Here is a 24,448-nt window from a genome sequence, read left to right as displayed (position 1 = left end):
CTTGCCGGGCGCGAGGTTCCGGCGGACGGCATGGGAGAACTCACCGTCGATGAAGGTGAGGGTCGTCTCCCCGAGTGCACCGATGTCGGCCAGGTACTCCTGGAGCAGAGTGTCTGCGGTGCCCTCGTCGTCCAAGGACCACCCCAGACGCTGGGCAAGATCCACCTTTCGAACGCCGTATCCGCTCTGGCCCATGGCAGGCTTCAGAACGGCCACGTCCCAGCCCCGGTCCCGCATGTGCCGCTCGATGGTCCCCTCATCCGCCGTCGGCAGGTGGATGGCGGCCGGAACGGCGAGCCCGCTTTGGGCCGTCCCGAGCAGGTAGGTCTTGCGCAGATTCCACCTGAGGGTCACGGGTGGATTCAAAAGCTGCCCTCCCATGGCCTCCAGATCGCAGATCCAACGAAGGAACCGCTGTGGATCCGCATGGTAGTCCCAGCAGCAGAGCGGCAGGACCATGTGAGCCGATGCGAAGGTCTCCATCGGGGTATCCGTCCAGATCCGATGACCGGACCGAACACCTTGGGTCTCAAGAGCAGCGAGCAGCGCCTCCAGGCTCGGGGTAGGATCGGCGTATTCCCGGCAGGTGGCGACCAGGACAACGGGGGCAGACGGCCTCACGACCTGAGATGCCCCACCCAATGGTCCTCGCCGATGATGGAGATCGGGACGCCGCCCGTGCGCATGTCCACCGCCTTCTCGATCTTGCGGCCGAAGGACGAGTGCGCCCAGCTCTCGGTCGCATAGGCGCCGATCACGAGATAGCGGGTCGTCCGGGTCAGCGATCCGGGAATGCCGCCGAGATCGATGATGGCCTTCTCGCAGTCCTTGCGCGAGCCGAAGGCGAAGGTGCCCGTGAAGCAGAAGGTCGATCCACCGACGCTCACGGCTGGCGCCGGATCGCACAATGGGAGCGAGGTGGATTTCTGGGTCTCGCCGATCTCGAAGTCGCCGGCGCAGAAACGGGTCAGCGTCTCAAGCAGGTCGGCGGCCTCCTCGGGATTGAGGACGCCGTCAGCGAGCACGGTCTCGACCCGGCCGTAGAGGAGCCTGAGCACCGGATCGTCGGTCTGCTCCGCGTTGGCCACGATCCACTTGAACAGGTACTCGGCCTCGGCCTGGTTGACCGCCCCGTCGGCAAGGATGCCGTGCGCCAGGCCGATGAGTTCGTTCACCAGGCGATCATCCATCCTGGCCCGGTCGAACAACCGGTGCAGCCCCGTCTCCGACATGCCGTCCCCCATTCATTGGCAGGACATTCTTACAGGGCTCGCAAAAAGCTTCCCAGCAGGCCTTCGGGGGATCCCGAACGGCTCCAGTCCCAGTAGTCAAGCGGGAAGGCGGCTTTGGGTGAAACCGCCCTCCTGCCCGATGGTACTGGAACTGACGGATTAGATCGTGTTCTGGCCCATCTGACGGGACGGTCGCGTCGGAAGAGGCGATCCCGGTCGGGATGGACCAGACAAGAAAAAAGCCGGGCCAAGGGCCCGGCATGAAGTGAGGTCCGACAAATCAGTCAAAACCTTCCAGAGGGAACGGCCGATACGGCAGCGTCGGGAGGAAGAAAAGCGCTGCCGCGTTGAAATCGGCCACTGCTGATTTCAGTCACATTCGACCGATATGCAATGCAACATGCCTCATAAAAAGACTGCGTCACCGACATCGCATGAAAGCCGATGATGCCATGACGCTGTCTGGTTCAGCGTCGCGCCCGCGCCGCCAGTCGGTCCTGCAGGGTCAGCCAAGCGAAGACTGCGGGCATAAACCAAGCCTTTCCGCTGAACAGCGGCACGGCGGCGGGCGGCCTGAAGTCGAGTGCGGAGCCGCCCTCGTCTAGCCCGAGCACCTGCATGGCGGCCTTCTGCCCGGCCCATCGCGCCCACACGACCCCTGAGCCGCAATAGCCGGCAGCATACCGGACACCACGCCGGGAGAAGATCCGGGGCACCATATCGCGGTTCATGGCCACATGCCCATACCAGCTATGCGTGATCTCGGTACTGGCGAGTTCCGGGAACAGGTCGACGAGAGTGCGGCGGAGCGCTTCCGTAGGCCAGCTCGGCTCCCGAGCGATGGTGCCGTCCCGCCCACCGAAAAGGATCCGCTGGCCGTCCGGAGACGGACGGTAATAATAGCTGAGTTGGCGCGTGTCGCCACACATCATGCCCCGCGGCATCAGTCTGGCCATCAGGTCCGACGGAAGCGGAGCGGTGACGATAATCCGGCTGCGCACGGGAACCAGACGGCGCCGAAGCCACCGGTCCGATGCGTCCGTATAGCCGTTCGTCCCCGCGATGACGTCCCGCGCACGGACCTTGCCGCGCGCAGTCGTAACCTCGTAGACGTCGCCCTGCGAGGTGAAGCCGAGAACGGGCGTCTCCGCATGGATCACGGCGCCCGCTTGCTGGGCAAGCCGCAGCATCCCTGCATGCAGCTTGGCCGGATGCAGGCCACCCATATCCATCCGGACGTATCCACCATGGTACAGATCGGTGCCGAGAACGGTGCGCTGCTCGCTTCTCGGCACGGCATAGGCTTCGATCCCGAACGTCCGCCGAAGCTGCTCGACTCCCCGGGCGAGCCCCTCGTAATCACGCCGGGATGCCGCTCCCGTAAAACGACCGACCAATCGGAAATCGCAATCGATGTCCTCGTCGGCGATGAACCGATAGAGATCCTCACGCGCGACCTTCGCCTCGGCCTCGAGCGCGGTGGCCCTTGCTTCGCCAAAGCGCCGGGCCATCTCCGCATGGCTGAGGCGAAGATTCCCGCTTGTGATTCCGCCGTTGCGCGTCGCGGCCCCCTCACCTGGCCGGAGCTTGTCGAAGACCTGCACGGAGCGTCCGGCCCGCGCGAGAGTGATCGCGGCGCTGAGCCCCGTATAGCCGGCACCGACGATGACCACGTCGCTTGCCGGTTCGACCGCTCGATGCTCCACGACGCCGAGCGGCGCCGTTTCCCACCAGAGCGGATTGCTGTGTCCCATCATGGCCTCATTCCGGTTCGATGTCTTCGGTCGTTATTCCATGGAGATCCAAACGCTGATCCGTCCAGCGAGGCGGATGTCAGCCGACAATGCAGAAAACCTTGCGGATCGTCTCGTGGCTCGACCATTCATTCGTCGCGCCGGCCGGCACGATGACGGTCTCGCCGGCACCTATCGTCCAGGAGCGGCCGGATGGATGTGTGAATGTGACGGCGCCCGTCAGAATGTGCATCAGTTCACAATATGTGGGCTTCAGGGCCTTTCGAGAATAGGGCGTGCACTCCCAAACGCCGATCTGAAGGTCCCCCGATGCGTCCTCGAACCAGACCCGACTGTGCGCGACGGGCGGTGGGCTGGTGAGAAGCAGCTCACGGGCGGGTCCCTTCGAAGCGTGAAGATCCGACCCGGGATCAATTTTGACGATTGCGGATGACGATCCGTTCCGCAGCCCGGGGAAGATCATGAAGGTGCGGCTGACGGCCCCCGATTGCGTCCAACGCACCGAAAGCCCTGCGGGAAGGACAGCGCAATCTCCCGCCACAAGGGTCACGGATGTCCCGTCGCTTTGAAGCAGCGACACTTCTCCGTCGTTGATGACGGTGAATTCCGTGTATGCAAGCCTCACGTCCTCGTTGCATGGTCCGGAACGACTGACGCCTGCGCGGTAGCCGAGGGTTTCGTCGGACAGATGATAGCTGCGCTCATCAGCCAGCGCATCTCCGTCGAGCGCCGGAATGAGCAACGGCGTCGCTGCATCCGCAGGGACGCCCGCGCGCAAGTGAAGGTAGGACGGATTCGAGTCGTGTGTCATCGCGATATGGCTCCTCGTTTGAGCGGCCTTCAAGAGCGGATGAAGCGCCTCTGCGCCCTTCCGGCGCGTGGGGCATGGGAGGGGTCCCGAAAGTGCAGGTCCACGTTCGGGGCCGATGCTCTAGAGGCCGCCATCGTTGAGGCGGTACCAAGCAATGACTGCCGAGACGTAGAGCTTATGAAGCGCATGAAGTGGCAGGGGTCGGATCGGTGAAAGCGGAACCGGAAGCACCTCCGCATCACCAGTGGCGATGTAGTTCGCCATGGCCTGACCCATCGCGGTCTGCATGCCGACACCGCGTCCCTGGCAGCCGATGTCGATCAGGAGGCCCGGCGCGGGTTCGTGAAGATGCGGCAGGAAATCCCGCGTGATCGCCACGCGGCCGCACCAGCGAAACTCGACCGGCACGTCTTTGACCTTCGGGAACAACTTGCCGACGATCCGCTCAAGATGCGCCCAGTCCTCCGGTCCCTTCGGCTCGCGGAACGGTCCGCGGCCGCCCATGAGCAGGCGCCCTGTGTGATCGAGCCGGAAATAGAGCAGTAGCTTGCGGGTGTCGGAGCTAACATGCCCCTCGGGCAGGATGGAGCGCCGCAGGTCTTCCGGCAACGGCGCGGTCGCGATCTGGAAGGAGTTCGCCGGGATGATCGTTTCGTGCAGCCGCGGCCAGAGTCCCCTGGTGTATCCGTTGGTGCAGAGAACCACGCGGTCCGCCGTGGCCGTTGCTCCTGACGCGGTTCTCACCGTCCAGCGCCCGCTGTTTTGGGCAATACTGATCGCCGGACTTTGGGTATGAATGGTCGCTCCCGCTGCCTGTGCGGCTCGCGCGAGCTCCCGGGCATAGCTCAGGGGCTGAATCCCGCCTCCCCGTCCGTCGATCCAGCCACCGACATACCGCCGGGACCCGAGAAGACGTCCAGCCTCGGATTCGTCAAGGACGCGAACCTGGACACCGCGCCTGCCCCATTGCTCAGCACGGCGGCGAACCTGTTCCAGGCCTTCCGGCGTATGCGCGCCCTGGATCCAGCCGTTACGCACATAGGGTACGTCCATGGCGTATTTGTCGATCAGGCCGAAAACCGCGTCGGCCGTGCCGCCGCCGAAGGCAGTCAGCCGCTCGCCCCGCTCGCGGCCGAACTTTGCGATCAGTTCATCGGGGTCGTATTTCAGACCGGGGATCACCTGGCCGCCATTGCGGCCCGAGCCGCCGAAGCCGACCTCCCGCGCTTCAAGCACGATCGGCTTGAAGCCGCGTTCGGCCAGATGCAGCGCTGTCGACAAACCCGCATAGCCACCGCCGATCACGACGATCTCGGTCGAAACCGAGGTCACCAACGGCGAGGTTTGGGGTGGTGCGACAGCAGTCGCTGCCCAGAGGGAGGGCTCAAGGGGAAAGGGGTCGGCCATGGGGCTTCTCGCAGGTCTGGAGCGTTCTTGGAGAAAAGCCTGGTTCGACTGAAATCGAACCAGGCCTAGAGCGGATGCAGGACGCGCCGCAGGAAATCCTGCGTACGCGCGTGCTGGGGCTGATTGAGAACATCCTTCGATGGGCCCTGCTCGACGATGACGCCGCCATCGATGAAGAGCACCCGGTCGGCGACCTCTTTCGCGAAGCCCATCTCATGGGTGACGACCACCATCGTCATGCCGTCGTCCGCGAGCTTGCGCATGACGCCAAGAACTTCCCCGACCAGTTCCGGATCGAGAGCAGAGGTCGGTTCGTCGAAGAGAATGGCCTTGGGCTGCATGGCAAGTGCGCGGGCGATGGCGACCCGCTGTTGCTGTCCGCCGGAGAGCTGCGGCGGATAGGCATCCGCCTTTTCGGCCAGCCCGACCTGCGCTAACAGCAGCCGGGCTCTCTCGATGGCCTCCCGGCGGGGCTCCTTCTTCACGAAGACCGGTCCCTCGATGACGTTCTCGAGCACGGTGCGATGCGGAAAGAGATTGAAGCGCTGGAACACCATCGAGACCTGTGTCCGGATGGAAATGATGGACCGCGCGTCGCGATCGACCCGCTGCCCTTCGACGAGGATGTCGCCGCTGTTGTAGCTCTCCAGGCCGTTGATGCAGCGCAGAATGGTCGATTTGCCCGAACCGGACGGGCCGATGATGCAGACCACCTCGCCCTTCTCGACAGACGCCGAGATCCCTTTCAGCACCTCGAAGCTGCCGTAGCTCTTGCGTACGCCCTTCAGCTCGATCATGGGCGGCTTCCCTTCTTCTCAAAGTGACGGACGAAGAGGATCAGGGGAATGCTCATGACGAGGTAAAGAAGCGCGACGAGGGTGAAGACGCTGGTGTTCTTGAAGGTGGAGGAGGCGATCAGCTTGCCCTGGAGAGCGAGCTCGGCGACGGTGATGGTGGATGCTTGAGACGAATCCTTCAGCATCATGATCATGGTGTTGCCATAGGGCGGCAGAACGAGCCGCACGGCTTGGGGCAGCACGACCCGCCGCATAGTCATCCACCAACCCATGCCGATGGACTGGGCTGCCTCGATCTGTCCCTTGTCGATGGCCTCGATGCCGGCACGGAAGTTTTCCGCCTGATAGGCCGAATAGGCGATCCCAAGGCCGATGATCGCGGCCTGAAGGGCGGTCAGCGACACGCCAAGATCCGGCATCACGAAATAGATGTAGAACAGCTGGACGATGATGGGGATGCCGCGGATCACGTTGATGATGCCCGCACTCGTCTGAGAGATGGCCTTGATGCTCGAGACACGCATCATGGCCCATACGAGACCGAGGAGAGTGGACAGGATGAGCGATCCGATGGTGACTAGGATCGTCAGCCTTACGCCTTCTAAGAGAATCGGCAGAAATTCGGCGGCATCGCGCAGAAAGGCTTGCATGAGCGCGGGTATCCGAGAGGGTCAGAAAAAGGTGGGAAGCGGCGGCACGCAAACCGCGCCGCCGGGGCTTTCAGGGTTAGGAAGCCTTGAGGCCCCACTTCTCGAGAACCTTGTCGATCGTGCCGTTCGCCTTCAGCTTGACGAGCGATGCGTTGACCTTTGCAAGAAGCTCCTGATCCTCCTTGCGGGCTCCAATGCCGACCGAGCCGAGCATCGTGGACTTGTAGCTCTCGACGAGGCGCGCCTGCGGGAACTGGCCCTGCTTCAGACTGTAGGCGACGACCGGATAATCGGCGAAGCCGGCCTGAAGGCGGCCCGCATTCACGTCCCGCATGATGTCCGGGATCGTATCGTAGATCTTTACCTCGGAGAACAAGCCAGTTTTCTTCAGCGGCTCGACGAAGGCCGTGCCGACCTGAGCGCCGACGGTCGCGCCTTTCAGATCGTCAAAGCCGACATAGTTCTTCGTATCGGATTTCGGAACGAGCAGACCCTCGCCGTAGGTGTAAACCGGGTCGGAGAAGTCGATGACTTCCTTCCGCGCGGGCGTGATGAACATTGCCGCCGAAATGAGGTCGATCTTCTTAGAGGTCAGAGCGGCGATCAGGGACGAGAACTGCATCGGCTCGATCTGAATCTGAAAGCCTGCATCCTTACCGACTTCCGTGATGATATCGACCATTACGCCTTGAATGGAATTCGTCTTCGTGTCGAGGAAGGTGAAGGGTATGCTCGTCGGCGTTGAGCCGACCTTGACAACCTGTTGGGCAAGAGCGGGCGCTCCTGCGGCGACGGCAAGCGAGAGACAGGCCGCTTGCAGGAAGGATTTGAACATGATGATCTCCCTCAGCAGTCACAACGCGAGAAGGTCCCTTACCTCTGCAACATTGATCGCGTTTGACACAATTTCACATATATGAAAAAAGAGTGCATAATCTGTAGCGAAATGCAAGCGGATTCACGTAAGTGAAAAAATCAGCATCGATCAAGGCAGTTTCTGCGTGAGCAGCACCAGCACACCATCCCCGGAGAGCGCGGTCGATCATGCGGTCGGGCGACGGCTTCGTGATTTGCGACGCATGCGCGGCCTTTCTCTCGAAGCCGTCGCGGCGCGCGCGAACCTCTCGGTCGGCTTCATCAGCCAAGTCGAGCGTGGTCTTTCGTCCCCGTCATTGCGCGTGCTCGCAACGCTCGCCGACGTGTTCGACGTGAGCATCGCCGCATTGTTCGATGCGACTCCTCAGGAGAGCAGCCCCGAGCAGATCGTGAGGCGGGAACATGAGCGCGCGGAACTCAATCTGTGGCGCACGGGCATCTCGAAGCAGCTCTTGAGCCCGGCGGGCCAGGATGGTCGCCTCAACCTGTTTCTGATCTTTCTTGAGCCGGGGGGCAACACCGGAGACGAGCTATACACTCACGACGGCGAGGAAGCAGGCTTCGTTCTCGAAGGCGAGATGGTGCTCACCGTCGGTGCCTCCACAATGATTCTCAGAAAAGGTGACAGCTTCCGCTTCGCCAGCCGCAGGCCGCACCGTTTCGGCAACCCGTCCGGCACCGACAAAGCGATTGTCCTGTGGGTGAACTGCGTCTGAGCCGCACCCTAGGCGTGGCCGTGGAAGCCACGCTCCTTCGCACCGCAGCTTAATGCCGGATCGGCATCCGGCCTAAATCTGTCTCGGAACTGTGCACGGCATGGCCTCTGAACGACGCTTTGCAGATGGGAATGTCACGGCAGGTTTGAGGCAACGGCCCGGCTCGGGAACCGCGGCATGAGCAGATCCGTCATCTACAGGCGCCATCGCCTTTCGTCAGAGATCGCCGATCACACCGGATGGTTCCATCTCAGGGTTCCATCGAGCCTGTGGCTGGCCGAGGAGTGGCATTCTTCTCCGATGAATGCCTTGGCTGATTAGCCTTCGATCAAAGCCGACGATGCCCTGCATCGTCCACCGCCTGATTAGCTTGCGCGCTTTGGCCGGTAGACCCGATTGGTGTTCCTGCGGGAAGTGCGGAATGATGGGCCGTCAGCGCCCTTCCCTCTTCTGGTGAAACGACAGTGCTGCCGCTCCGAACGCCTGGAAGAGACGGCGGGAGAGTTCATTTTCGGATGCCTGGAACTCGGGATGCCGCTGAACACCAATGCTGAACGTGCAGCCTTGAACGCTGACGGCCTCGATCGTTCCGTTCGGCGCGCGCCTCGATTGTCAGGCCTTCACCAAGCCTGTCGATGGCCTGGACGTGAAGCGAGTTGACCGTGAAGGGTTCACCCTGAGACAACATCTCCATGTGTCCGCCGGGCGTGACGAGCAGTTCATGAGCCGGTCCGTATAATTGATCGAGAGGAGCACCGGATACCCAAGTGGTGTGACAGTGATGCTCGTCGTCGACCGCGATGTTCGCGTAGAGGCTTCCCCCGAATGCAACATTCAGTTGCTGAATGCCGCGGCAAATCGCCAGCATCGGAAGATCTCGGTCGCATGCCGACCGGATAAGCCTCAACGCAGCGTCGTCACGACCGGAATTGCCCGACCACTGGAAGGTCTCCTGTGGGTCAAACTGGGAAGGTTAGGTGACCCTGAGGAAGGTCTGCTCTGGCTGTATCAGCTGTCCTGCACCAAACTTCTCAGCAGTGCCAAGAAGAGACCTTCCTGGAGGTAGCGCCTGCCAGCAGCAGAATAGCGCTAAATCTTGAACGCGGACCCCGTGGGCAGTCACCACCCCTTGATCACGAACCGAATGAAGTTGCGAAGCTCTGTTAATCTGCAATCCACCTCAGTGACCTGCTCATTCAGCCCAAGAACCCAAGCGAGATCCTTGCGGTCAGGAGCTTGGTGGAGGGCGTCCACCATGGACGCATACGTCTCGAGAGCCTCAGGACTGCTCGCATATCCCTCGCTCACCAGGTCCTCACACTGACGCCGCAGGGCTCCCGCCACCTCATACAGGTCAAGCTCGGGATGGTACTGCACGCCCCAGAACACTCCGGCTCCATGCCGGATCTCAACCGCTTGCACAGCGGTCACGGTGTTGAAGGCCAGTAACGTCCCTCCCTCCGGCAGCGTCTCAACCTCGTCGGAGTGAAAAGCCGGAGCGTCGAATGAAGCCGGCCTCCCTGCAAGAAGCGGATGTCGATGCCCTGCTTCTGTCAGCGTGATGCGGCGGGCAAACCCTGCTTCCCGCCCATTGCGGCTCGGGCGAACCACTCCGCCGGCCGCCACGGTGGCGACTTGCAATCCGGCACATGAGCCAAAGGAAGGGACACCCGCGTTGAATACCGCTCGCATCAGATCAACCTCGCGGCGTGTCTCGGGTGTTTCCTCGTAGAGATGAAGCGGCGAGCCAGTCACGAACACTGCATCATAGCTCCGAAGCTCTGCTCGACCGGGTAATGATGCCCCTCTGTCCGCAGGCTTCACCCGATGGCAAACAGCCCCAGGTGCAAGAAAGCGCAAGGTGTCGACGTAGGTCTCGCCGGAACTGCGCCCCACGCTCTCACGACGGCTTTCTCGGGCCTGCGGCGGCTCACTCTCCGCAATGAGGAAACGCAACCGGTTTGGCAAAGGACACTTCCAAGAAGGAGGGGCTGAGTTGGCAGGAAGGACGAAACACCTCAGCCCCTCCCCTAGTTCCCGCTAGTTATTGCTGAGGAGGCTGTCCGGCTACCGGACCACCGGCGGCCGGCCAAGTGGTGGTCCTGCTTCTACAGGAGCGGGGTTCCGCCCGTCACGGCGTAGATGCCGCCCGTCATGTAACTGCCCTCCTCGGAAGCGAGCAGAACATAGATGCCGGCAAGTTCTTTGGGCTGACCGGCACGGCCCAGCGGCGTGTCCTGGCCGAAGCTCTTCACTTTCTCGTCCGGCATGGTGGACGGGATCAGTGGCGTCCAGATCGGCCCTGGAGCAACGGCGTTCACACGAATGCCCCTGCTTCCCAGCATCTGGGCCAAGCCCGCCGTGAAGTTCGAGACAGCTCCCTTGGTCGAGGCGTAGGCCAGGAGCATGGGACTGGGCTTGTCCGACTGGATGGACGTCGTGTTGATGATGGATGAGCCCGGCCGCATGTGGGGAACGGCAGCCTTGGCCAGGTGAAACATCGCCTCGATATTGGTGCGGAACGTATAGCTCCATTCCTCGTCTGGGATGTCCTCCAGGTTCTCGTACGTGCGCTGGAAAGCAGCATTGTTCACCAGAATGTCGATGCGGCCGAACTCGCTCACCGCCCGATCAATGATGGCGCGGCAATGCGCGGCCTCGGCAATGTCGCCCGGCACGAGCACACAGCGGCGTCCCGCTGCCTCGACGTGGCGCGCGGTCTCACGGGCGTCCTCGTCCTCCTGCTCGTTCAGGTAGCTGATCAGGACGTCCGCCCCTTCACGGGCATAGGCGATCGCCACCGCCCGGCCGATCCCGCTGTCGCCGCCGGTGATCACCGCCACGCGACCGACGAGCTTGTCACAACCCTTGTAGCTCGTTTCACCATGATCGGCCTGGGGCGTCATCTCGGCTTCAGTGCCAGGCGGCTCGATTTGTTCCTGGTCGGACTGGCTCATGCGGGGCTCCTGTTTGCGAGAACCCGTCAATTGCTGGGTCCTTGCAAAGTTCCCCTACTCTCAGGATCAGGTTGGCAGGCTAGGACTACAGCCTTACGGTTGATCTTCTTCCCTTCCAGCCTCTCCCTGTAGTCTTTCATCGTACCACTCGGCCAAATCGGAGGCGAAATCCTCATCCTGATCCAGGCGCACGAGGAAGGCTGAGGCCAGGAAGTAATGGAACGGGATGTCGGACTGCTCATCGTCGAGCATGGCGTCGACCTCCGGACTGGCAAAAAGCTGGCGGCTGATCTGGCCATCTTCCATGCCCAGAACGACAGCGACCTGTCCGGGCTCCAGGGTAATCGTGGTCTTCTGGTCCTTGCTGTCGGTCATGCTGACGGCTCCCACAGGCGATGCTCGGCCTTAAGTCCTGAAACATGAAGATAGCCGTACTGTTCCTGTCGGGGATCGGCGGCTTACCTCCGCCCGAATGCCCATCAGGCAGCAGGGCGGTCAGGGCTGACCGTGAAATGGGAACGACAGCCTCCGTTCCAGGTTGGCTCAATCAGGCCCTGGTTCCCTACTGGAGCCTTAAGGACCGTCACAGCGCTCAAGCCGGCGAACCCGACGATGGCGCATCAAGCATAGAGGTGACCCATGACCACTCGGAACCACAACAACCGCAGTGAAAAGCAAAAGGGGCACGTGCCGGACCGAAGCGACGAGGCTGTTCCCAAAGGCCACAGCAAGGATGCCGGCCACCATCCGCATCATGGCGATGGCGGTGGTGGCGTCCCTAAGACGCAAGGCCAGGGGCAGGCGAACGAGGGGGTGGACAACCGCAAGCAGAACCGCGGTCACGGCTAGCAACCATTCCAGTGGCCTGACCACCCGAACCACGGAGACCTCACATGCCGAATCCAGCCAATCCGAATTCCAATCCCTCTCCCGCTGATGAGCCAAAAGAGCCTGCACAAACCGGAGGTGACATCCCGAACCTTGGTCCGACTTCGGATCCGTCCGGACGCGACTTCGGCGACTCGGCCGGCTATGGCAGCGGCGGGTCGACCCGCGACTACCAAGAAGTCGTCGGTGAAAACCCGGTGACGACCGGGAGGCCCAATCCCCTCGATGAGGTGATCCCATCGAAGCCGCAAGGATCGGAGCAAGAGCGGACTTGACGTTCACCCTGGAGATTGGCGGCCATCCTGGCCGAGTCACTGATTGATCCAGTCCTGGGCTGCATCCAGATCGGCAAAGGCAGGGTGGCTGATCTCATCGAGCCGGCCAAAACCAGCCTACATGTGCCGCTGCCATGGTGCTACCTCGTTCTGGTTCGAGAGGCGCACCAGCACCGGTACAAGCCGCTGCTTCTAAGCAGGCGAAGATTGGCCGGAATCGATCCTGAAAGGATCAGCTGAGGCAACTTGGCCAAAGCATCCTTCTGGAACCAGACCCAGCCGCTGTGCTTTTCCAGCCTGCCTGCTATGACGGCGCCAAGCGCAAGAAGGGTTCCAAGCTGCATATGGCGGTGGACCCCTCGGGCATCTGCTGGCGGCCCACGTGACGCCGGCCACCGCTGATGATTGGGCCGAGGTGGGACAGCTCGCACAGGCGGTGCAGGTCGCTAACGGTGAGAGCGTTGATCTGGCCTATGTGGAGCAGGGCTGTACGGGCGAGAGGGCAGCCGATGGGGCCCGAAATTCCATAGAGGATACCTGATCCAACAGGACGAAAACCAATTAGCTATGAAGAGTCCTGCTATTTCCGCGTGCCGTAGTGATGCCTGAGAACGACTCTTATCTAAAGCTGTTGTCCAAAGCCGGGGTACGGGAACCGCTCCCTTTCCCGGCCCAGGCACAGTGCTCTGGCCTCCCGGACCTGCTCATGTTCTGCACAGGAGGATCTTATGTCCCGTTCTGGATCAAGCTTAAACTTGAGAAGGCATGTGCTAGCCGGAGTTTTTGCTCTCCTGGCATTCACCGCGCTACCGGCAACGGCCCAGCAGGTGCCGACTGACTTCACGGCCATCGTGAAGCAGAAGATGCCGGCCGTCGTCGCGATCACCACCAAGCAACGCGTCGAGGAACAGGAGCAGGCGCAATCGTTGCCGGACGACCTGCCCTTCCGCGAGTTCTTCCGCCGCTACTATGGCGAGGGCCCGGAGCCCCGCCAGCAACAGCCCCGGCAGGCGCTCGGGTCAGGGTTTGTGATCAGTTCAGACGGACACATCATCACCAACAACCACGTGGTCGAGGACGCAGCCGAAATCCACGTTGTGCTCGGCGACAAAACCAATGTCCCTGCCACGCTCGTCGGTCGGGATCCAGCCACTGATATTGCCGTGCTAAAAGTCGATTCTCAGCCCAACATGGCCATCGCCACCTGGGGTGACTCGGATGCTGCCGAGCCGGGCTCCTGGGTGATTGCCATCGGCAGCCCGTTCGGCCTCGGCGGCACGGTGACGGTTGGTGTCGTCTCGGCCCGCTCGCGTGACATTCGCTCAGGCCCGTATGACGACTACATCCAGACCGACGCCTCGATCAACCGAGGCAACTCCGGTGGACCGCTGTTCAACGCCCGCGGCGAAGTGATAGGCGTCAACACGGCGATCTTCTCGCCCTCCGGCGTCAACATCGGCATCGGCTTTGCCGTTCCTTCGAAGACCGCTCAAGTAGTGGCGGACCAGCTGATCCGCACCGGGCGAGTCGAGAGGGGCTATGTGGGACTGCGCCTGCAGGAGCTCACGCCGGCCATCGCTCAGGCGCTCGGCCGCTCTGATGACAAGGGCGTGCTGGTGGCCTCGGTGGAGCCTGGCGGACCAGCCGACAAAGCGGGCTTCCGGTCAGGTGACTTGATCACGCAGTTCGACCAAAAGCCGGTGGAGAGCGGTCGCGATCTCTCCCGTGCGGTCGCCGCCATGAAGCCCGGCACCCAGGCGTCGCTGACTGTGATCCGGGACGGCAAGCCTCAGGAACTGACCGTCGTCATCGGCCAGCGCAGCGACGAACAGACCGCCCGCTCGGCGGCTCCCGACGGAACGGACGGTGGCAAGCGGCTCGGGCTGGCGCTCAGCCCGATCCCTGAGGCGGCTCGCGGTCAGCTGGGGCTGGAGCCGGGCACGTCGGGCGTGCTGATCCAGCGGGTTGATCGGAACAGCCCCGCCGCGGAGGCCGGTCTCCGGCAGGGCGACGTGATCGTCTCGGCGAACAACCAGCCGGTGAGTGCTCCGGCGGATGTGGCGAAGGCCTGGACGGAGGCCCAGGCTCAGAAGCGACCGCTCCTCCTGCGCGTGAAACGTGAGGATCAGTATATGTTCATCGCCATCGAGGGATAGCAGCAGCGCAGCCGCGGCACTCCCGCGGCTGCAGCTTGCGATAGCCTGATGCGAAACTCACTCAGGGCGATCGCCTCTGTTCTCCGTTGAGTGATCCCTCATGGTTCGAGTGATGCTGCCGGTCGCCTCGATGTCAGGAGCCTGGCCCGGCACCACCATGGGCCCACTCATGCCGAACGTGACCGCCCCGCTGCACCCATCATGAAGGGCGCCGGCCTGTCCTTCCTGTGGCAGGCATCGGGCTGGCATATCCTGAGCGAAATCGGGGAGCGAAGCTCCTGAGGCGGCAACACCCATGACCGCAGCCGCCAATGCACCGGGGAACGTGCGCTTGAGCATGTCGACCTCCTCTGCATATTCGACGTCATGGCCTATGCTTCAAAACAGCCGACCGTGTTCTGGGTTCCTGAGGGATTGCACGAGCCTGGTGGCCCATTCCAGAAGTCTCTCCAAACCTTGAAGCGAGGGGATGCTTTCTTACCTCTTCCGGCAGCAGAGCATCGACTCTATCGACGGGTCGCTGAAACCCCAGTGTGTTCTTTCATGATCTGACTTTAGTTATGACCATGAAACGGCTCCCTATTCCTGCGACAGGCGAGAAGCGCCGCATCATCAGTTGTCTGCCCGGGTGGCTCATGGCCATGGCACTTACATGGTCCGTTGGCCCGGCTCACGCCATCGAAGGCGGCACCCTCGCGCAGGCTAACGATCTACTCGCCCGTGCCACTGTTGCTGTCGGCACCCTCGTTCAGCCGGATGGCTCTCTGCGGTTGAGCCGCTGTTCAGGAGCACTCATCGCTCCAGATCTCGTGCTCACCGCGGCGCACTGCATCAGGGGGAACCCGGTGGGGGCAGTGGTTGGCCTCTATCAGGGGAGCAGGCGAATTGCCTCCACCCATCGGGTCGCCGCGGCGGCTCGTCATGCTGTCGGGTCTGGTCACCTCGCGTCCCGCGATCTGGCGGACATGCTCAACGAGATCTCCCTCGACGTTGCTGTCTTGCGCCTGGAGACGCCGGTCAGGGGACGCAAGCCCCTGAGGCTCGCCGACCGTTCGCAGGGCATTCCATCGACCTTGCAGCTGGCCGGCGTTGGCCTCTCCGGACGGGCGGCCGGATCCCTCAAAACAGCTACCTTGAGACCTCTTGCGGTAACTGAAACGGGGCTGATCATCGCGCGTACGGTCGGTGCCCGCGTCTGCATGGGCGACTCGGGCGGCCCTGTCGTCATCCCGAGCAGGAGCGGCCCGCGGCTTGTGGGCTTAGCGAGCGCTGTCATCACCCCACAGGCGCCGTGCGGCAACATCCTCATGATCGCGCCTGCTACGATCGGCAGCCCGCAGTTGTGAGTTGAAAGACAAGCCTTTCATGGGGCTTCGGGGCCCAGATTGCCGGAAGTACCGGGGCAGCTGATCCCCTCCCCAGCCTCAGGAGGAAGATAACTGTCCCGGCACTCACGGTAGGACAGAAGGTTCGGCTACTGTGCTTTAGCCCCAACCAAGAGGACTATGGGCAGACCTCGACACGGCGCCATTCCCCGCGAATACGCTCGCGGGCAAGATGGCAGCCCGGCTGGACCATCGTATTGGGATCATGGCTGATCTGGGGCTGAACCGGGGTACCCGGGGGTGCGGAAAAGATCGATCCTGTGGTCTGTGCCTGGGCGGAGCTGATCCCCGCTCCAAGGGCAATTCCACCAACACCGGCGGCGGCAATGGCCGGTATGACCCAGCCCGGATAGGCCGAAGCCGGTGTCGGAACGGTGACCACAGAGGCCGCGATAGTGAGTGCTGAGGTAAGACCAATCAGGGTTTTTCTCATGACCATTCCTCCAAAATAGGGTGCGGAAGGCACCCTGCTTTTTCAGTTTCGTCACAAGGGATGCGATCGCCTCGTCTCACGGAGTGGACGATCTATGACTGTGCGGGGAGTTGCAGGAGCGTGCGAGAACGTCCTGCTCCCGCCCGTGCCGCACTAACTCTGATGGGGCGGGAAGGTTCCGGCCGGCCGCTTGCATCGCAGCGGGAGGCCCTTGTGTCGACGGATCGAGAAATCCCGAACCTGATGTGCTCGATTCGGGAGCCGAGCTGTCAAAGGTGAGGACGGTGTCCTGACCTGGTGGCAGTGCTGTTTCGGTGTCCTTTCGATCGCCCATTGTGATCTGGATGCGCCCCAGGATCAGGGATCCGGACCAGCCGAACCGGCGTTTTGCACCTGCAACAGGAACGCATGTTGCGTTCGCGAGGACCTCGAACGCTCGGTTGAATGGAGGGAGGTCGTGGCCGAGTCCCCTTACGAATTGCTTGGCGTGAAGCCCACCGCGTCTGCGGAGGAGATCTAGAAGGCCTATCGGAAGCTGGCCAAGAAGTACCATCCGGACCTGAACCCGGGCGACCGCACGGCAGAGGACCGCTTCAGGGCGGTCTCGGCGGCCTACGATCTGTTGAGCGACCCTGAGAAGCGGGCCCGCTTCGACCGTGGCGAGATCGACGCTTCCGGCGCCGAGCGGCCCCAGCGGCGGTACTACCGGGACTACGCGGCCGAGGACGCTGAGCCGTCCTACCACAGCGATTTCGGCTTTGCGGATTTCATGGACCAGGACATCCTGTCGGAACTGTTCCGGCGCGGCGCACGAACCCGGTTCGCGATGCCCGGGCAGGATCTCCGGTTTCGTCTCGCCATCGATTTCCTCGAGGCAGTGAACGGGACCCGCAAGACAGTGACCCTGCCGACCGGCCAGTCGCTCGACATCAGCATTCCAGCCGGCATCCGGGACGGCCCGGTGGTGCGCCTCGCGGGCAAGGGGGAACCAGGCATCGGGGGCGGCTCGCCCGGCGACGCCTTGATCGAGGTCCACGTGCGCCCGCACCGCCTGTTCACGCGACAGGACGACGACATTCGCCTCGACGTGCCGATTTCGCTGCGCGAGGCTGTCCTCGGAGGCCGCATTCAGATCCCGACGCCGACTGGTCCCGTCATGGTCAGCGTTCCAAAGGGCAGCAACACGGGACGGATCCTGCGGCTCAAGGGAAAAGGCGTGCCACGGCCGGACGGTACGCACGGCGACCTGCATGCCATCCTGAAGGTCGTTCTGCCTGACCGTCCGGATCCAGAGCTCGAAGCCTTTGCGGAGCGGTGGACGGGCGGCGCGTCCTACAATCCCCGAGACGGCATGGAGGCGTAGATGCTGACTATGGAGGAGTTCCAGCTGCGTCTGGGCGTCGATGCGGGCACGGTTCAGGTCTGGATCGAGGAAGGCTGGCTTCTGCCGCGGCAAGACCAAGCTGGCCCCGCCGTTTCCGAGTTGGACATGGCGCGAGCCCGGCTCATCCGGGACCTCAAAGACGGGATCGGGGTCAACGACGAAGACATCGGCGTCATTCTGAACCTCATCGACCAGGTTCATGGCCTACGCACTGTGTTGCGGGAGCTCCTTCGCACCAACAGCAGTCGGCCGTGAACATCGGGGCCTCACAGGAGGGCGGAGCTAGGGCTCCTCAGTTTCGGGAGTGCCATGCGTATCCGCTTTGTCTCCGAATACGCATGGCATGTTGCCGCGATCGCTTTGGGGCGGGAGATTTCGGATCCGCTTAGCCTTTACGCGTAAAGGGACCCGCTGGCGCGATGATCTCCAGATGGGTTCCGTCCGGATCGTCGAAGTAGGCCACGGCCGTGCCAATCCCGTCCCTCGGACCGTCGCTTGCTTCGAAGACAATCGGCTCGCCCTGAAACGTGATGCCAGCTTCCCTCATGCGCCTATAGATTGCTTGGAGATCATCGACCTCGAAGCACAGATGCATGGCCCCGATCTCGTTGCTGGCATAGCTCGCCTTCTTGGGAGCTGGCTCCTCATACTGCAACAGATCGATGTTGATGTTGTCGAGAGGGACGTTGGCGTAGCGGATAAGCACTTTGTCAAGACCCTGAACCGAAGCCATCCGCGGCCCGCCGATGGCATCCTTGTTGGTGATCTTTGTACCGGTCAGCGCCTCATAAAAGCGGATGGATGCCTCCAGGTCAGACACGACGATACCCGCGTGGTTAGCACGTCTGAGCCCAATCGGCTTGGATGGCACCTTTTGCATCATCGGCTTATCTCCCAGTTGGGTTGGTGAACTGAGTTTGGATGAGTTTGGGATAAGGGACTTCAGGCGGCGACATCCCAACTCGGCGCCAGACCTGCCGGGCTGACAATTCGGCCCGTCGGCTTCGCCAGGGCATGGATCGCTGCCATGTCCTCGGCCGAGAGCTCGAAGTCGAAAATGGCCAGGTTCTCGGCTGCGCGCGTTTCACTGACCGTCTTTGTCAAAGCGACAATGCCGTCCTGCTGCACCAGCCAGCGCAGCACCACCTGCGCGATCGTTTTGCCGTGGCGGGCGCCGATGTCCTTCAGAGTTTCATCCTGGAACACCTTGCCGTCGGCCATGGCGTAATAGGCGGTTACGGCAAGACCAGCCTTGCGTGCGGCCTCAATCACGACCTTCTGGTCGAGATAGGGGTGGTACTCAATCTGGTTGGTCACAAGGGGAGCATCGCTGAGCCGAATCGCTTCGCGCATGAGACCGACTGTGAAGTTGCTCACCCCGATATGGCGCGCCTTGCCGGCCCGCCGCACCTCATTCAATGCGCCGATCTGCTCAGCAAGCGGCACGCCGCTGTTTGGCCAGTGCAGTAGGAGCAGATCGATACAGTCTGTTCGCAGCTTCGACAGGCTCTCGTCCACCGAGTGGAGGAACGCGTCGTGCCGATAGTTGTCGACCCAGACCTTCGTGGTCAAAAAGACCTCGGACCGGGTGATACCCGAGGCTATGATCGCGTCACCGACCGCCGCCTCATTGCCGTAGATCTGCGCCGTGTCGATATGGCGGAGCCCGAGCTTCAGGACGTGAGGGACCATGCGCAGGACATCGGCGTCTGGCATGCGGAAGGTGCCGAAGCCGAGAGCAGGTATGGCTGCGCAATTGGCGGTGAGAGTGTGCATTTTTATTCTCCTAGTTCGGGTGCAGCATTCGGGTGCTGCGGGAGGCGAGGGGTCGAGATCGGCAGAACTGGCATTAATTCGTTGACCAGCCACTGAGCGTCAGCGGGACCTTCAGGCCGGCTGGCAGGCCGCGGCTGCGCTCTGCCGGTCGAGGGCACTGCTCCACATCGTCAGCAGGAGCGCCACGGCTACCAGGATGGCTCCCACCCAGGGGGTTGCGCCGAGCCCGAGCGGCGATGCGACCACCAGACCGCCCACCCAGGCGCCAAAGGCGATGCCGAGATTGAAGGCGGCAATGTTCAGAGCGGAGGCCACATCCACCGCACCAGGACGGTAGCGCTTGGCAAGCTCCACCACATACAGCTGCAGCCCCGGCACGTTGGCGAATGACAGGAAGCCGAGGGCGGCGAGCGTCACCAGCGTCCAAGCCGGCGAAACGGCCGTGAAGGTAAACAGGAAAAGCACGGCAGCCTGCAGGGCAAAGAGCCCGATAAGAGCCTTGACGGGGTTTTTGTCAGCGATGCGCCCCCCCACCAGATTGCCGGCGGCGATGGCAGCTCCATACAGCACCAGGATCAGGCTGACGCTGGAGGGAGCAAAGCCGGTAACCTGTTCAAGGATCGAGGCCAGGTAGGTGAACGTCACGAAGGTGCCGCCATAGCCCAGCGCCGTCATGGCGAACACTAGGAGCAGGCGCCCGCTGCCAAGAACCCGAACCTGCTCCGTCAGGCCAGCCGGTGCAGCTCGGGAGAGCTTCGACGGCAATAGCCATGCGATCCCAGCAAAGGCCGCCACCCCCAGAGCGGCCACGGCCCAGAAGGTTGCGCGCCAGCCAAAGGTCTGGCCGATGAGGGTGCCGAGAGGCACGCCCGTGACGATCGCGACCGTCAGACCCATGAACATCATGGCGATGGCCGAGGCGCGGCGGTTCTCCGGCACCAGATCGGCCGCGATCGTCGAGCCGACGGAGAAGAACACACCATGCGCGAAGGCTGAGAGCACCCGGGCAACCAAAAGTAGTTCGTAGCTTGGGCTCAGCGCCGCGGCGCTGTTGCCGACCACGAACAGGGCCATGAGTCCGAGGAGCAAAGGCTTGCGCGACACATGCCCAGTCACAGCCGTAATGATCGGCGCGCCGAAGGTGACGCCAAGGGCGTAGACGCTGACGATCAGGCCTGCCAGCGGCAGCGTGATGCCAAGGTCGTCCGCTACGGTCGGCAGCAGGCCGACGATGACGAACTCGGTCGTGCCGATCGCATAGGCTGCGATCGTCAATGCAAACAGGGCAAGAGGCATAACAGCACCTATTCCGACTGAAAGTTTCGGCCGTGGGGTTCGGACGGGATGCCTGTCCGAGGGTTGGATTGTTCACGCCGGAATATGAGCCTGGTTGACATCGCTGATTAGCCGGACCAGAGGACAAATGCTTTTGAACCAAATTCAAAACTCGACGGCCAATGGACAATCGCGCAGGGGAAATGGAAGTCTTCGTTCAGGCTGCCGGACTGGGCAGCTTCTCGGCCGCGAGTCGCAAGCTGGGGCTTTCTCCCTCTGCCGTGAGCAAAGCCATTACCCGCATCGAGCAGCGCCTCGGCACCCGCTTGGTCGTGCGCTCGACCCGAGCGCTTCAACTCACCCCTGAAGGCGAAACCTACCTGGAGCGGGCCCAGCGGATCCTAGGAGAGATCGATGAGACGGAACGGATCGTTGCCGGCGGAGCCCAGGCAGAGCCGCGCGGCAAGCTCCGGGTCAGCGCCTCTGTGGGCTTTGGCGTACGGTATGTCGTGCCGCTGGTGCCGGATTTTCTGCGCCGATACCCTCAGGTCGAGCTCGACCTGTCGCTGACCGACGGGGTGATCGATCTGCTAGAAGAGCGGGCCGATGTGGCGATTCGTTCCGGCGCGCTACGAGACTCGAGCCTGAAGGCCCGCAAGATCCTTGAAAGCCGCCGGGTCATCGTTGCGTCACCAGGCTATCTCGCCACACACGGCACGCCTCAGGCGCCCGACGATCTCGATCAGCACAATTGCCTGACGTTCAACTTCCGCAGCGTGAATGCCTGGCCCTTCCGAGACCCTCAAAGCCGAACGGTCTACACGAAGGAGGTCTTCGGCAATCTCCAAGCGAACAACGGCCCGACGGTACGCCGGCTCTGCCTGGAGGGACTGGGACTGGCCCGGGTGGGGCAGTTTCACGTTCAGCCCGATATCGACGCCGGTCGCCTTGTTCCGGTTCTGGAGCCATTCAACGCGGAGGACATCGAACTGATCCATGCGGTCTTTGTCGGGCATGAGCACCTGGCCACCCGCATCAGGGCCTTCATCGACTTCCTGGCCGAACGGATTGGACGTCGTGGTTCCTGATACGGGGGTAAGAAGGCTCCCCTAGGAGAGGCTCCAGACCTGCCGTTCCTGGAGGGCGAAGCTTGCCAGATCCTTGGGCGATCACCCTGTCACGGCTTGCACCTCATCGGTCACCCGATCTTCAGCGCCATGAGCAATAGCAGTGTCCATGGCTGCAAGGGTCTTGGCATAGGCCTCATTCAACCCAAGCGCTTGGTGCCGTCGGGCGAGTTCCGCCCCGCTCAAACGGACATGCTCGACCCTGCGCCCGATGGCTTGCCCAATGATGGCAGCCGCCTCGTCATAGGAGAGAGCCTGAGGTCCAGTGATGATGTCACGGTTGAAGGCCGTGCCACTGGTCAGAGCTGCCACGGCGACAGCGGCGATATCGTCCGCATCGATGAACGGCACCCGCCCGTCCCCTGTGGCCGAATAAATCCTGCCTTCGTCCTGGATTGTCGGCAGATGCTGCTGTTCTGAAAAGTTCTGCATGAACCAAGTCGGCCGCAGCACGGCCCATTCGGGCGCGTTCCACTTCAGATGGGCATGCACCTTGCCCATCATGGGGCCATCCTCCTCCAGGGAGGAGGCGCTCAGCAGAACGAACCGGTGCACGCCAGCATTCAATGCCTGATCCAGGAAGGGCTGCATGGCCGGCAAAGGCTCGGCAACGCCTGCGGGCGCCAACAGGTAGACGGCCGAGATGCCGGCCAACGCAGCGGCACGGGTGCTCTCATTGAGCCAATTGAAGCGTACTCCTTGATGTCCGGCGGTTCCCGCTCCTGTAGGAGATGCAATTCGGGCCGAGAGGCCCTTGCCAGCCAGCTGAGCGGCGATGCGTCGGCCGGTCTTACCGGTACCGCCGGTCAACAGGATGGATGGATTGCTCATGAGCGCCCTCCCGTGCCAAGAGTCGCTGCTAGGGCGTCCATCCCGCCAATGGCCTCCAAGGCAATCAGCGGGTTCCAGTAGTCGACATACCGGATGATTGTCCCGCCTCGGACGGTGATCACGGAAATGTACCGTTGGTTGTAGGGGCGACCGGTCTTCACTCCTCGGCCGATGCAGCCGAACTCGAGAATGATGATCTCGGGATTGTCCGTCCGGTGCACCGTAGGCTCGGTCATGCGTTCAATGGTAACGGTGATGCCGGACACCGGGAGCCTGCGGAGCGACGTCGCGATCTTGCTGCGTCAGCTCCGCCGCATCCTGCGTCACCCCCGTGGTCGCGCGCATCCTGCCCGATCTTCATGCCGAGATGCGGCGTACGCCTGAACTCGCTAGGGCTGTCCGTTCCAAGCTCCAGTCCTACCGACGCTCGCGGGCGGAGGAGGTTCTTCGTCGAGCTATACGCCGTGGCGAACTATCAAAAGAGGTTGACCTCGACTTGGCGACGGATCTGCTGGGGGGCATGATTTACTGGCGCATGATCGTCACGCGCCTGCGCGCCGACAGGGCGTATCCTGACCGGCTGACGGATCTAATCGTCGGTGCTCTGAAGACTTGTCCCGGTCGAGGAAGGTAAACGCCCGCTACTGGGCGAATTCATTAAAAACGTTTGTGTCGGAGCTGAGGTGTGAATTTGACCGAGGGGCCACCAAACCTCGTTGGAGCGAGCCGCGGGATGACTTTGCTTCGATGGTATAGCGAGTGCTCCTTGTTCGATACATTTCACCGGAAGGTGTCAGGACGAAACTGTGGGGCAAGCACATATCATGGTGCACAGCGATCGAGGGCTGGCTCTCGCCCTTGACCTCAGCTTCGTCCTTGTGCGCCTCAGACGGTAATCTCGACCCGCACGTCGCCCGTCCGGCGTAGAACGTGCGCCGCAACCTCGCCGCCTGCGCGGCGTACGGCGAGATCAAGACGGCATCCGTCGACCGCAAGATTGCGCAATACGACCTCGTCGAGAAAGTCCGGCAGAACCGGCCGATCGAGCCGCACCGTCCGGGCCTGGGGATCGAAGTCAAGGCCGAGGCAGGCCTGAACCAGGCTCAGCGGCGTTGCGGCCGCCCAGGCCTGTGGGGCGCAGGCGACCGGGTAGAATGTCAGTCCTTGGCCGCGTCGGCGCGGAAAGCCGCAGAACAGTTCCGGCAGCCGCCGCAAATCGATGTAGACAGAGGCGTGGAACAGACCGTCGAAGATCCGGGCTACCTCCCGCTTGAAGCCGTAGCGGGCGAGGCCCAAGGCGATCAGCGCGTTGTCGTGCGGCCAGACCGAGGCGTTGTGGTACGACATAGGATTGTAGCGCGCCTCGGTCGACGCGATGGTCCTCCCGCCCCAGCCCGAGAACGACGATGCATCCATGAGCATTTCGGCGACCAAGTTGCCCGCTCAGGCAGCGCGATGCCAGTGAACAGGGCATGTCCCGCATTCGACGGACGGATCCGGCAGGGCCGCATGTGGCCGTCCAGCGCAAGAGCGTAGGTGCCCAGGTCCCCGCACCAGAACGCCCTGTCAAACCGCTGCTTCTTGCGACAGTACTGCTCCTCGGGGTAGCGCGGGCGTGTGATCGGGCCCCTGATACGCCAAGCCCCCTGACGCGGGTTGCGTTCAGGGGGCTTTGGTGTGTTGGTTGCGGGGACAGGATTTGAACCTGTGACCTTCAG

At 62.5% G+C, this 24,448-nt stretch carries 26 protein-coding genes and 3 pseudogenes; 10 read left to right on the top strand and 19 right to left on the bottom strand.

The window, feature by feature from the left end; all coding sequences use genetic code 11:
• Positions 1 to 617: 617 nt before the first annotated feature.
• From E4K09_RS17085 to E4K09_RS17055, 7 genes are all read right to left on the bottom strand, one after another.
• Positions 618 to 1,232, bottom strand: coding sequence for a BRCT domain-containing protein (locus E4K09_RS17085; protein ID WP_134498996.1), 615 nt, complete (start codon positions 1,230 to 1,232; stop codon positions 618 to 620).
• A gap of 467 nt (positions 1,233 to 1,699) precedes the next feature.
• Positions 1,700 to 2,986 carry an NAD(P)/FAD-dependent oxidoreductase gene (locus tag E4K09_RS17080; RefSeq protein WP_244610551.1) on the bottom strand — a complete coding sequence of 429 codons (1,287 nt, stop codon included), beginning with the start codon at positions 2,984 to 2,986 and terminating at the stop codon, positions 1,700 to 1,702.
• A 79-nt stretch (positions 2,987 to 3,065) separates the two neighbouring features.
• The gene (locus tag E4K09_RS17075) at positions 3,066 to 3,797 is read right to left on the bottom strand and encodes a cupin domain-containing protein (RefSeq protein ID WP_134498994.1); all 732 of its coding nucleotides are present in this window, start codon (positions 3,795 to 3,797) and stop codon (positions 3,066 to 3,068) included.
• Positions 3,798 to 3,917: 120 nt separating this feature from the next.
• The gene (locus tag E4K09_RS17070; RefSeq protein ID WP_134498993.1) at positions 3,918 to 5,204 is read right to left on the bottom strand and encodes an NAD(P)/FAD-dependent oxidoreductase; all 1,287 of its coding nucleotides are present in this window, start codon (positions 5,202 to 5,204) and stop codon (positions 3,918 to 3,920) included.
• A gap of 65 nt (positions 5,205 to 5,269) precedes the next feature.
• Positions 5,270 to 6,001: an amino acid ABC transporter ATP-binding protein gene (locus E4K09_RS17065; protein ID WP_134498992.1), complete on the bottom strand. Its 732-nt coding sequence runs from the start codon at positions 5,999 to 6,001 to the stop codon at positions 5,270 to 5,272.
• Positions 5,998 to 6,651, bottom strand: a complete 654-nt coding sequence (locus E4K09_RS17060; RefSeq protein ID WP_134498991.1) for an amino acid ABC transporter permease — start codon at positions 6,649 to 6,651, stop codon at positions 5,998 to 6,000. The genes E4K09_RS17065 and E4K09_RS17060 overlap by 4 nt, the downstream gene beginning before the upstream one ends.
• A gap of 76 nt (positions 6,652 to 6,727) precedes the next feature.
• Positions 6,728 to 7,486 (bottom strand): ABC transporter substrate-binding protein, encoded by a 759-nt coding sequence (locus E4K09_RS17055; protein ID WP_134498990.1) that lies wholly within the window; start codon positions 7,484 to 7,486, stop codon positions 6,728 to 6,730.
• A gap of 166 nt (positions 7,487 to 7,652) precedes the next feature.
• On the opposite strand from E4K09_RS17055, the gene E4K09_RS17050 reads away from it, so the two are divergent.
• Positions 7,653 to 8,243, top strand: a complete 591-nt coding sequence (locus E4K09_RS17050) for a helix-turn-helix domain-containing protein (protein ID WP_244610550.1) — start codon at positions 7,653 to 7,655, stop codon at positions 8,241 to 8,243.
• Between the two features lie 505 nt (positions 8,244 to 8,748).
• Here the strand turns inward: E4K09_RS17050 and E4K09_RS17045 are convergent.
• The 4 genes and pseudogenes from E4K09_RS17045 to E4K09_RS17030 form a co-directional block, all read right to left on the bottom strand.
• A pseudogene (locus E4K09_RS17045) lies at positions 8,749 to 9,162 on the bottom strand (gamma-glutamyl-gamma-aminobutyrate hydrolase family protein); the annotation flags it as partial.
• A gap of 200 nt (positions 9,163 to 9,362) precedes the next feature.
• Positions 9,363 to 10,067, bottom strand: coding sequence for a type 1 glutamine amidotransferase (locus tag E4K09_RS17040; RefSeq protein ID WP_280177471.1), 705 nt, complete (start codon positions 10,065 to 10,067; stop codon positions 9,363 to 9,365).
• A 284-nt stretch (positions 10,068 to 10,351) separates the two neighbouring features.
• A complete protein-coding gene (locus E4K09_RS17035; protein WP_134498988.1) occupies positions 10,352 to 11,200 on the bottom strand; it encodes an SDR family oxidoreductase in 849 nt (282 codons plus the stop codon).
• Positions 11,201 to 11,293: 93 nt separating this feature from the next.
• On the bottom strand, positions 11,294 to 11,575 hold the full coding sequence (locus E4K09_RS17030) for a hypothetical protein (protein ID WP_134498987.1): 282 nt from the start codon (positions 11,573 to 11,575) through the stop codon (positions 11,294 to 11,296).
• 264 nt (positions 11,576 to 11,839) lie between these two features.
• Here E4K09_RS17030 and E4K09_RS17025 point away from each other — a divergent pair, with 264 nt between their 5' ends.
• The 4 genes from E4K09_RS17025 to E4K09_RS17005 all read left to right on the top strand — a co-directional run bounded on the left by E4K09_RS17025 (position 11,840) and on the right by E4K09_RS17005 (position 14,519).
• Positions 11,840 to 12,049 (top strand): hypothetical protein, encoded by a 210-nt coding sequence (locus tag E4K09_RS17025; protein ID WP_134498986.1) that lies wholly within the window; start codon positions 11,840 to 11,842, stop codon positions 12,047 to 12,049.
• 44 nt (positions 12,050 to 12,093) lie between these two features.
• Positions 12,094 to 12,363 (top strand): hypothetical protein, encoded by a 270-nt coding sequence (locus E4K09_RS17020; RefSeq protein WP_244610548.1) that lies wholly within the window; start codon positions 12,094 to 12,096, stop codon positions 12,361 to 12,363.
• A 382-nt stretch (positions 12,364 to 12,745) separates the two neighbouring features.
• On the top strand, positions 12,746 to 12,904 hold the full coding sequence (locus tag E4K09_RS29830; RefSeq protein WP_204985745.1) for a hypothetical protein: 159 nt from the start codon (positions 12,746 to 12,748) through the stop codon (positions 12,902 to 12,904).
• 226 nt (positions 12,905 to 13,130) lie between these two features.
• Positions 13,131 to 14,519 carry a DegQ family serine endoprotease gene (locus tag E4K09_RS17005; RefSeq protein WP_244610547.1) on the top strand — a complete coding sequence of 463 codons (1,389 nt, stop codon included), beginning with the start codon at positions 13,131 to 13,133 and terminating at the stop codon, positions 14,517 to 14,519.
• A gap of 57 nt (positions 14,520 to 14,576) precedes the next feature.
• Here E4K09_RS17005 and E4K09_RS17000 read toward each other — a convergent pair whose 3' ends face one another.
• Positions 14,577 to 14,858 (bottom strand): hypothetical protein, encoded by a 282-nt coding sequence (locus E4K09_RS17000; RefSeq protein WP_134498983.1) that lies wholly within the window; start codon positions 14,856 to 14,858, stop codon positions 14,577 to 14,579.
• A 227-nt stretch (positions 14,859 to 15,085) separates the two neighbouring features.
• On the opposite strand from E4K09_RS17000, the gene E4K09_RS16995 reads away from it, so the two are divergent.
• Positions 15,086 to 15,865, top strand: a complete 780-nt coding sequence (locus tag E4K09_RS16995) for a trypsin-like serine protease (RefSeq protein ID WP_134498982.1) — start codon at positions 15,086 to 15,088, stop codon at positions 15,863 to 15,865.
• Between the two features lie 157 nt (positions 15,866 to 16,022).
• Here the strand turns inward: E4K09_RS16995 and E4K09_RS16990 are convergent, their stop codons facing one another.
• Positions 16,023 to 16,337 carry a hypothetical protein gene (locus E4K09_RS16990; protein ID WP_134498981.1) on the bottom strand — a complete coding sequence of 105 codons (315 nt, stop codon included), beginning with the start codon at positions 16,335 to 16,337 and terminating at the stop codon, positions 16,023 to 16,025.
• Positions 16,338 to 16,794: 457 nt separating this feature from the next.
• Here E4K09_RS16990 and E4K09_RS16985 point away from each other — a divergent pair.
• Both E4K09_RS16985 and E4K09_RS16980 read left to right on the top strand, forming a co-directional pair.
• Positions 16,795 to 17,700, top strand: a pseudogene (locus E4K09_RS16985) (DnaJ C-terminal domain-containing protein).
• Positions 17,701 to 17,976, top strand: coding sequence for a MerR family transcriptional regulator (locus tag E4K09_RS16980; RefSeq protein WP_193557305.1), 276 nt, complete (start codon positions 17,701 to 17,703; stop codon positions 17,974 to 17,976). It begins immediately after the preceding pseudogene.
• Positions 17,977 to 18,106: 130 nt separating this feature from the next.
• On the opposite strand, the gene E4K09_RS16975 is transcribed toward E4K09_RS16980, so the two are convergent.
• The 3 genes from E4K09_RS16975 to E4K09_RS16965 all read right to left on the bottom strand — a co-directional run bounded on the left by E4K09_RS16975 (position 18,107) and on the right by E4K09_RS16965 (position 20,793).
• A complete protein-coding gene (locus E4K09_RS16975) occupies positions 18,107 to 18,604 on the bottom strand; it encodes a VOC family protein (RefSeq protein WP_244610546.1) in 498 nt (165 codons plus the stop codon).
• A 59-nt stretch (positions 18,605 to 18,663) separates the two neighbouring features.
• Positions 18,664 to 19,497 (bottom strand): aldo/keto reductase, encoded by an 834-nt coding sequence (locus tag E4K09_RS16970; RefSeq protein ID WP_134498980.1) that lies wholly within the window; start codon positions 19,495 to 19,497, stop codon positions 18,664 to 18,666.
• 111 nt (positions 19,498 to 19,608) lie between these two features.
• Complete coding sequence (locus tag E4K09_RS16965; protein ID WP_134498979.1) at positions 19,609 to 20,793, bottom strand: MFS transporter; 1,185 nt, start codon at positions 20,791 to 20,793, stop codon at positions 19,609 to 19,611.
• A 161-nt stretch (positions 20,794 to 20,954) separates the two neighbouring features.
• Here E4K09_RS16965 and E4K09_RS16960 point away from each other — a divergent pair, with 161 nt between their 5' ends.
• On the top strand, positions 20,955 to 21,860 hold the full coding sequence (locus tag E4K09_RS16960; protein WP_134498978.1) for a LysR family transcriptional regulator: 906 nt from the start codon (positions 20,955 to 20,957) through the stop codon (positions 21,858 to 21,860).
• Between the two features lie 81 nt (positions 21,861 to 21,941).
• On the opposite strand, the gene E4K09_RS16955 is transcribed toward E4K09_RS16960, so the two are convergent.
• Both E4K09_RS16955 and E4K09_RS16950 read right to left on the bottom strand, forming a co-directional pair.
• Entirely contained in the window at positions 21,942 to 22,730 is a 789-nt protein-coding gene (locus E4K09_RS16955; protein WP_134498977.1) for an ergot alkaloid biosynthesis protein, read from the bottom strand.
• A complete protein-coding gene (locus E4K09_RS16950) occupies positions 22,727 to 22,996 on the bottom strand; it encodes a nuclear transport factor 2 family protein (RefSeq protein ID WP_134498976.1) in 270 nt (89 codons plus the stop codon). Before E4K09_RS16950 ends, E4K09_RS16955 begins: the two co-directional genes overlap by 4 nt.
• Before the next feature lie 101 nt (positions 22,997 to 23,097).
• Here E4K09_RS16950 and E4K09_RS31100 point away from each other — a divergent pair, with 101 nt between their 5' ends.
• Entirely contained in the window at positions 23,098 to 23,364 is a 267-nt protein-coding gene (locus E4K09_RS31100; RefSeq protein ID WP_425293856.1) for a TetR-like C-terminal domain-containing protein, read from the top strand.
• Between the two features lie 251 nt (positions 23,365 to 23,615).
• Here E4K09_RS31100 and E4K09_RS16940 read toward each other — a convergent pair.
• Positions 23,616 to 24,376 (bottom strand): annotated as a pseudogene (locus E4K09_RS16940) (amylo-alpha-1,6-glucosidase); the annotation flags it as partial.
• Positions 24,377 to 24,448 lie beyond the last annotated feature (72 nt).

Source organism: Microvirga pakistanensis (assembly GCF_004458765.1).
Classification (GTDB): Bacteria; Pseudomonadota; Alphaproteobacteria; order Rhizobiales; family Beijerinckiaceae; genus Microvirga; species Microvirga pakistanensis.
Note: the sequence above shows the minus strand (reverse complement) of the source record. Positions and strands in the feature narration are given on the sequence as shown.

Coding starts and splice junctions, on each gene's coding strand:
- E4K09_RS16965 (WP_134498979.1), bottom strand. CDS start 20,793: ATGCCTCTTGCCCTGTTTGCATTGACGATCGCAGCCTATGCGATCGGC.
- E4K09_RS16960 (WP_134498978.1), top strand. CDS start 20,955: ATGGACAATCGCGCAGGGGAAATGGAAGTCTTCGTTCAGGCTGCCGGA.
- E4K09_RS17055 (WP_134498990.1), bottom strand. CDS start 7,486: ATGTTCAAATCCTTCCTGCAAGCGGCCTGTCTCTCGCTTGCCGTCGCC.
- E4K09_RS17000 (WP_134498983.1), bottom strand. CDS start 14,858: ATGCTCAAGCGCACGTTCCCCGGTGCATTGGCGGCTGCGGTCATGGGT.
- E4K09_RS17060 (WP_134498991.1), bottom strand. CDS start 6,651: ATGCAAGCCTTTCTGCGCGATGCCGCCGAATTTCTGCCGATTCTCTTA.
- E4K09_RS17085 (WP_134498996.1), bottom strand. CDS start 1,232: ATGTCGGAGACGGGGCTGCACCGGTTGTTCGACCGGGCCAGGATGGAT.
- E4K09_RS16990 (WP_134498981.1), bottom strand. CDS start 16,337: ATGAGAAAAACCCTGATTGGTCTTACCTCAGCACTCACTATCGCGGCC.
- E4K09_RS16980 (WP_193557305.1), top strand. CDS start 17,701: ATGCTGACTATGGAGGAGTTCCAGCTGCGTCTGGGCGTCGATGCGGGC.
- E4K09_RS17030 (WP_134498987.1), bottom strand. CDS start 11,575: ATGACCGACAGCAAGGACCAGAAGACCACGATTACCCTGGAGCCCGGA.
- E4K09_RS16995 (WP_134498982.1), top strand. CDS start 15,086: ATGAAACGGCTCCCTATTCCTGCGACAGGCGAGAAGCGCCGCATCATC.
- E4K09_RS17070 (WP_134498993.1), bottom strand. CDS start 5,204: ATGGCCGACCCCTTTCCCCTTGAGCCCTCCCTCTGGGCAGCGACTGCT.
- E4K09_RS17080 (WP_244610551.1), bottom strand. CDS start 2,986: ATGGGACACAGCAATCCGCTCTGGTGGGAAACGGCGCCGCTCGGCGTC.
- E4K09_RS17025 (WP_134498986.1), top strand. CDS start 11,840: ATGACCACTCGGAACCACAACAACCGCAGTGAAAAGCAAAAGGGGCAC.
- E4K09_RS16975 (WP_244610546.1), bottom strand. CDS start 18,604: ATGATGCAAAAGGTGCCATCCAAGCCGATTGGGCTCAGACGTGCTAAC.
- E4K09_RS16955 (WP_134498977.1), bottom strand. CDS start 22,730: ATGAGCAATCCATCCATCCTGTTGACCGGCGGTACCGGTAAGACCGGC.
- E4K09_RS17065 (WP_134498992.1), bottom strand. CDS start 6,001: ATGATCGAGCTGAAGGGCGTACGCAAGAGCTACGGCAGCTTCGAGGTG.
- E4K09_RS17075 (WP_134498994.1), bottom strand. CDS start 3,797: ATGACACACGACTCGAATCCGTCCTACCTTCACTTGCGCGCGGGCGTC.
- E4K09_RS16970 (WP_134498980.1), bottom strand. CDS start 19,497: ATGCACACTCTCACCGCCAATTGCGCAGCCATACCTGCTCTCGGCTTC.
- E4K09_RS17035 (WP_134498988.1), bottom strand. CDS start 11,200: ATGAGCCAGTCCGACCAGGAACAAATCGAGCCGCCTGGCACTGAAGCC.
- E4K09_RS17020 (WP_244610548.1), top strand. CDS start 12,094: ATGCCGAATCCAGCCAATCCGAATTCCAATCCCTCTCCCGCTGATGAG.
- E4K09_RS31100 (WP_425293856.1), top strand. CDS start 23,098: ATGCGGCGTACGCCTGAACTCGCTAGGGCTGTCCGTTCCAAGCTCCAG.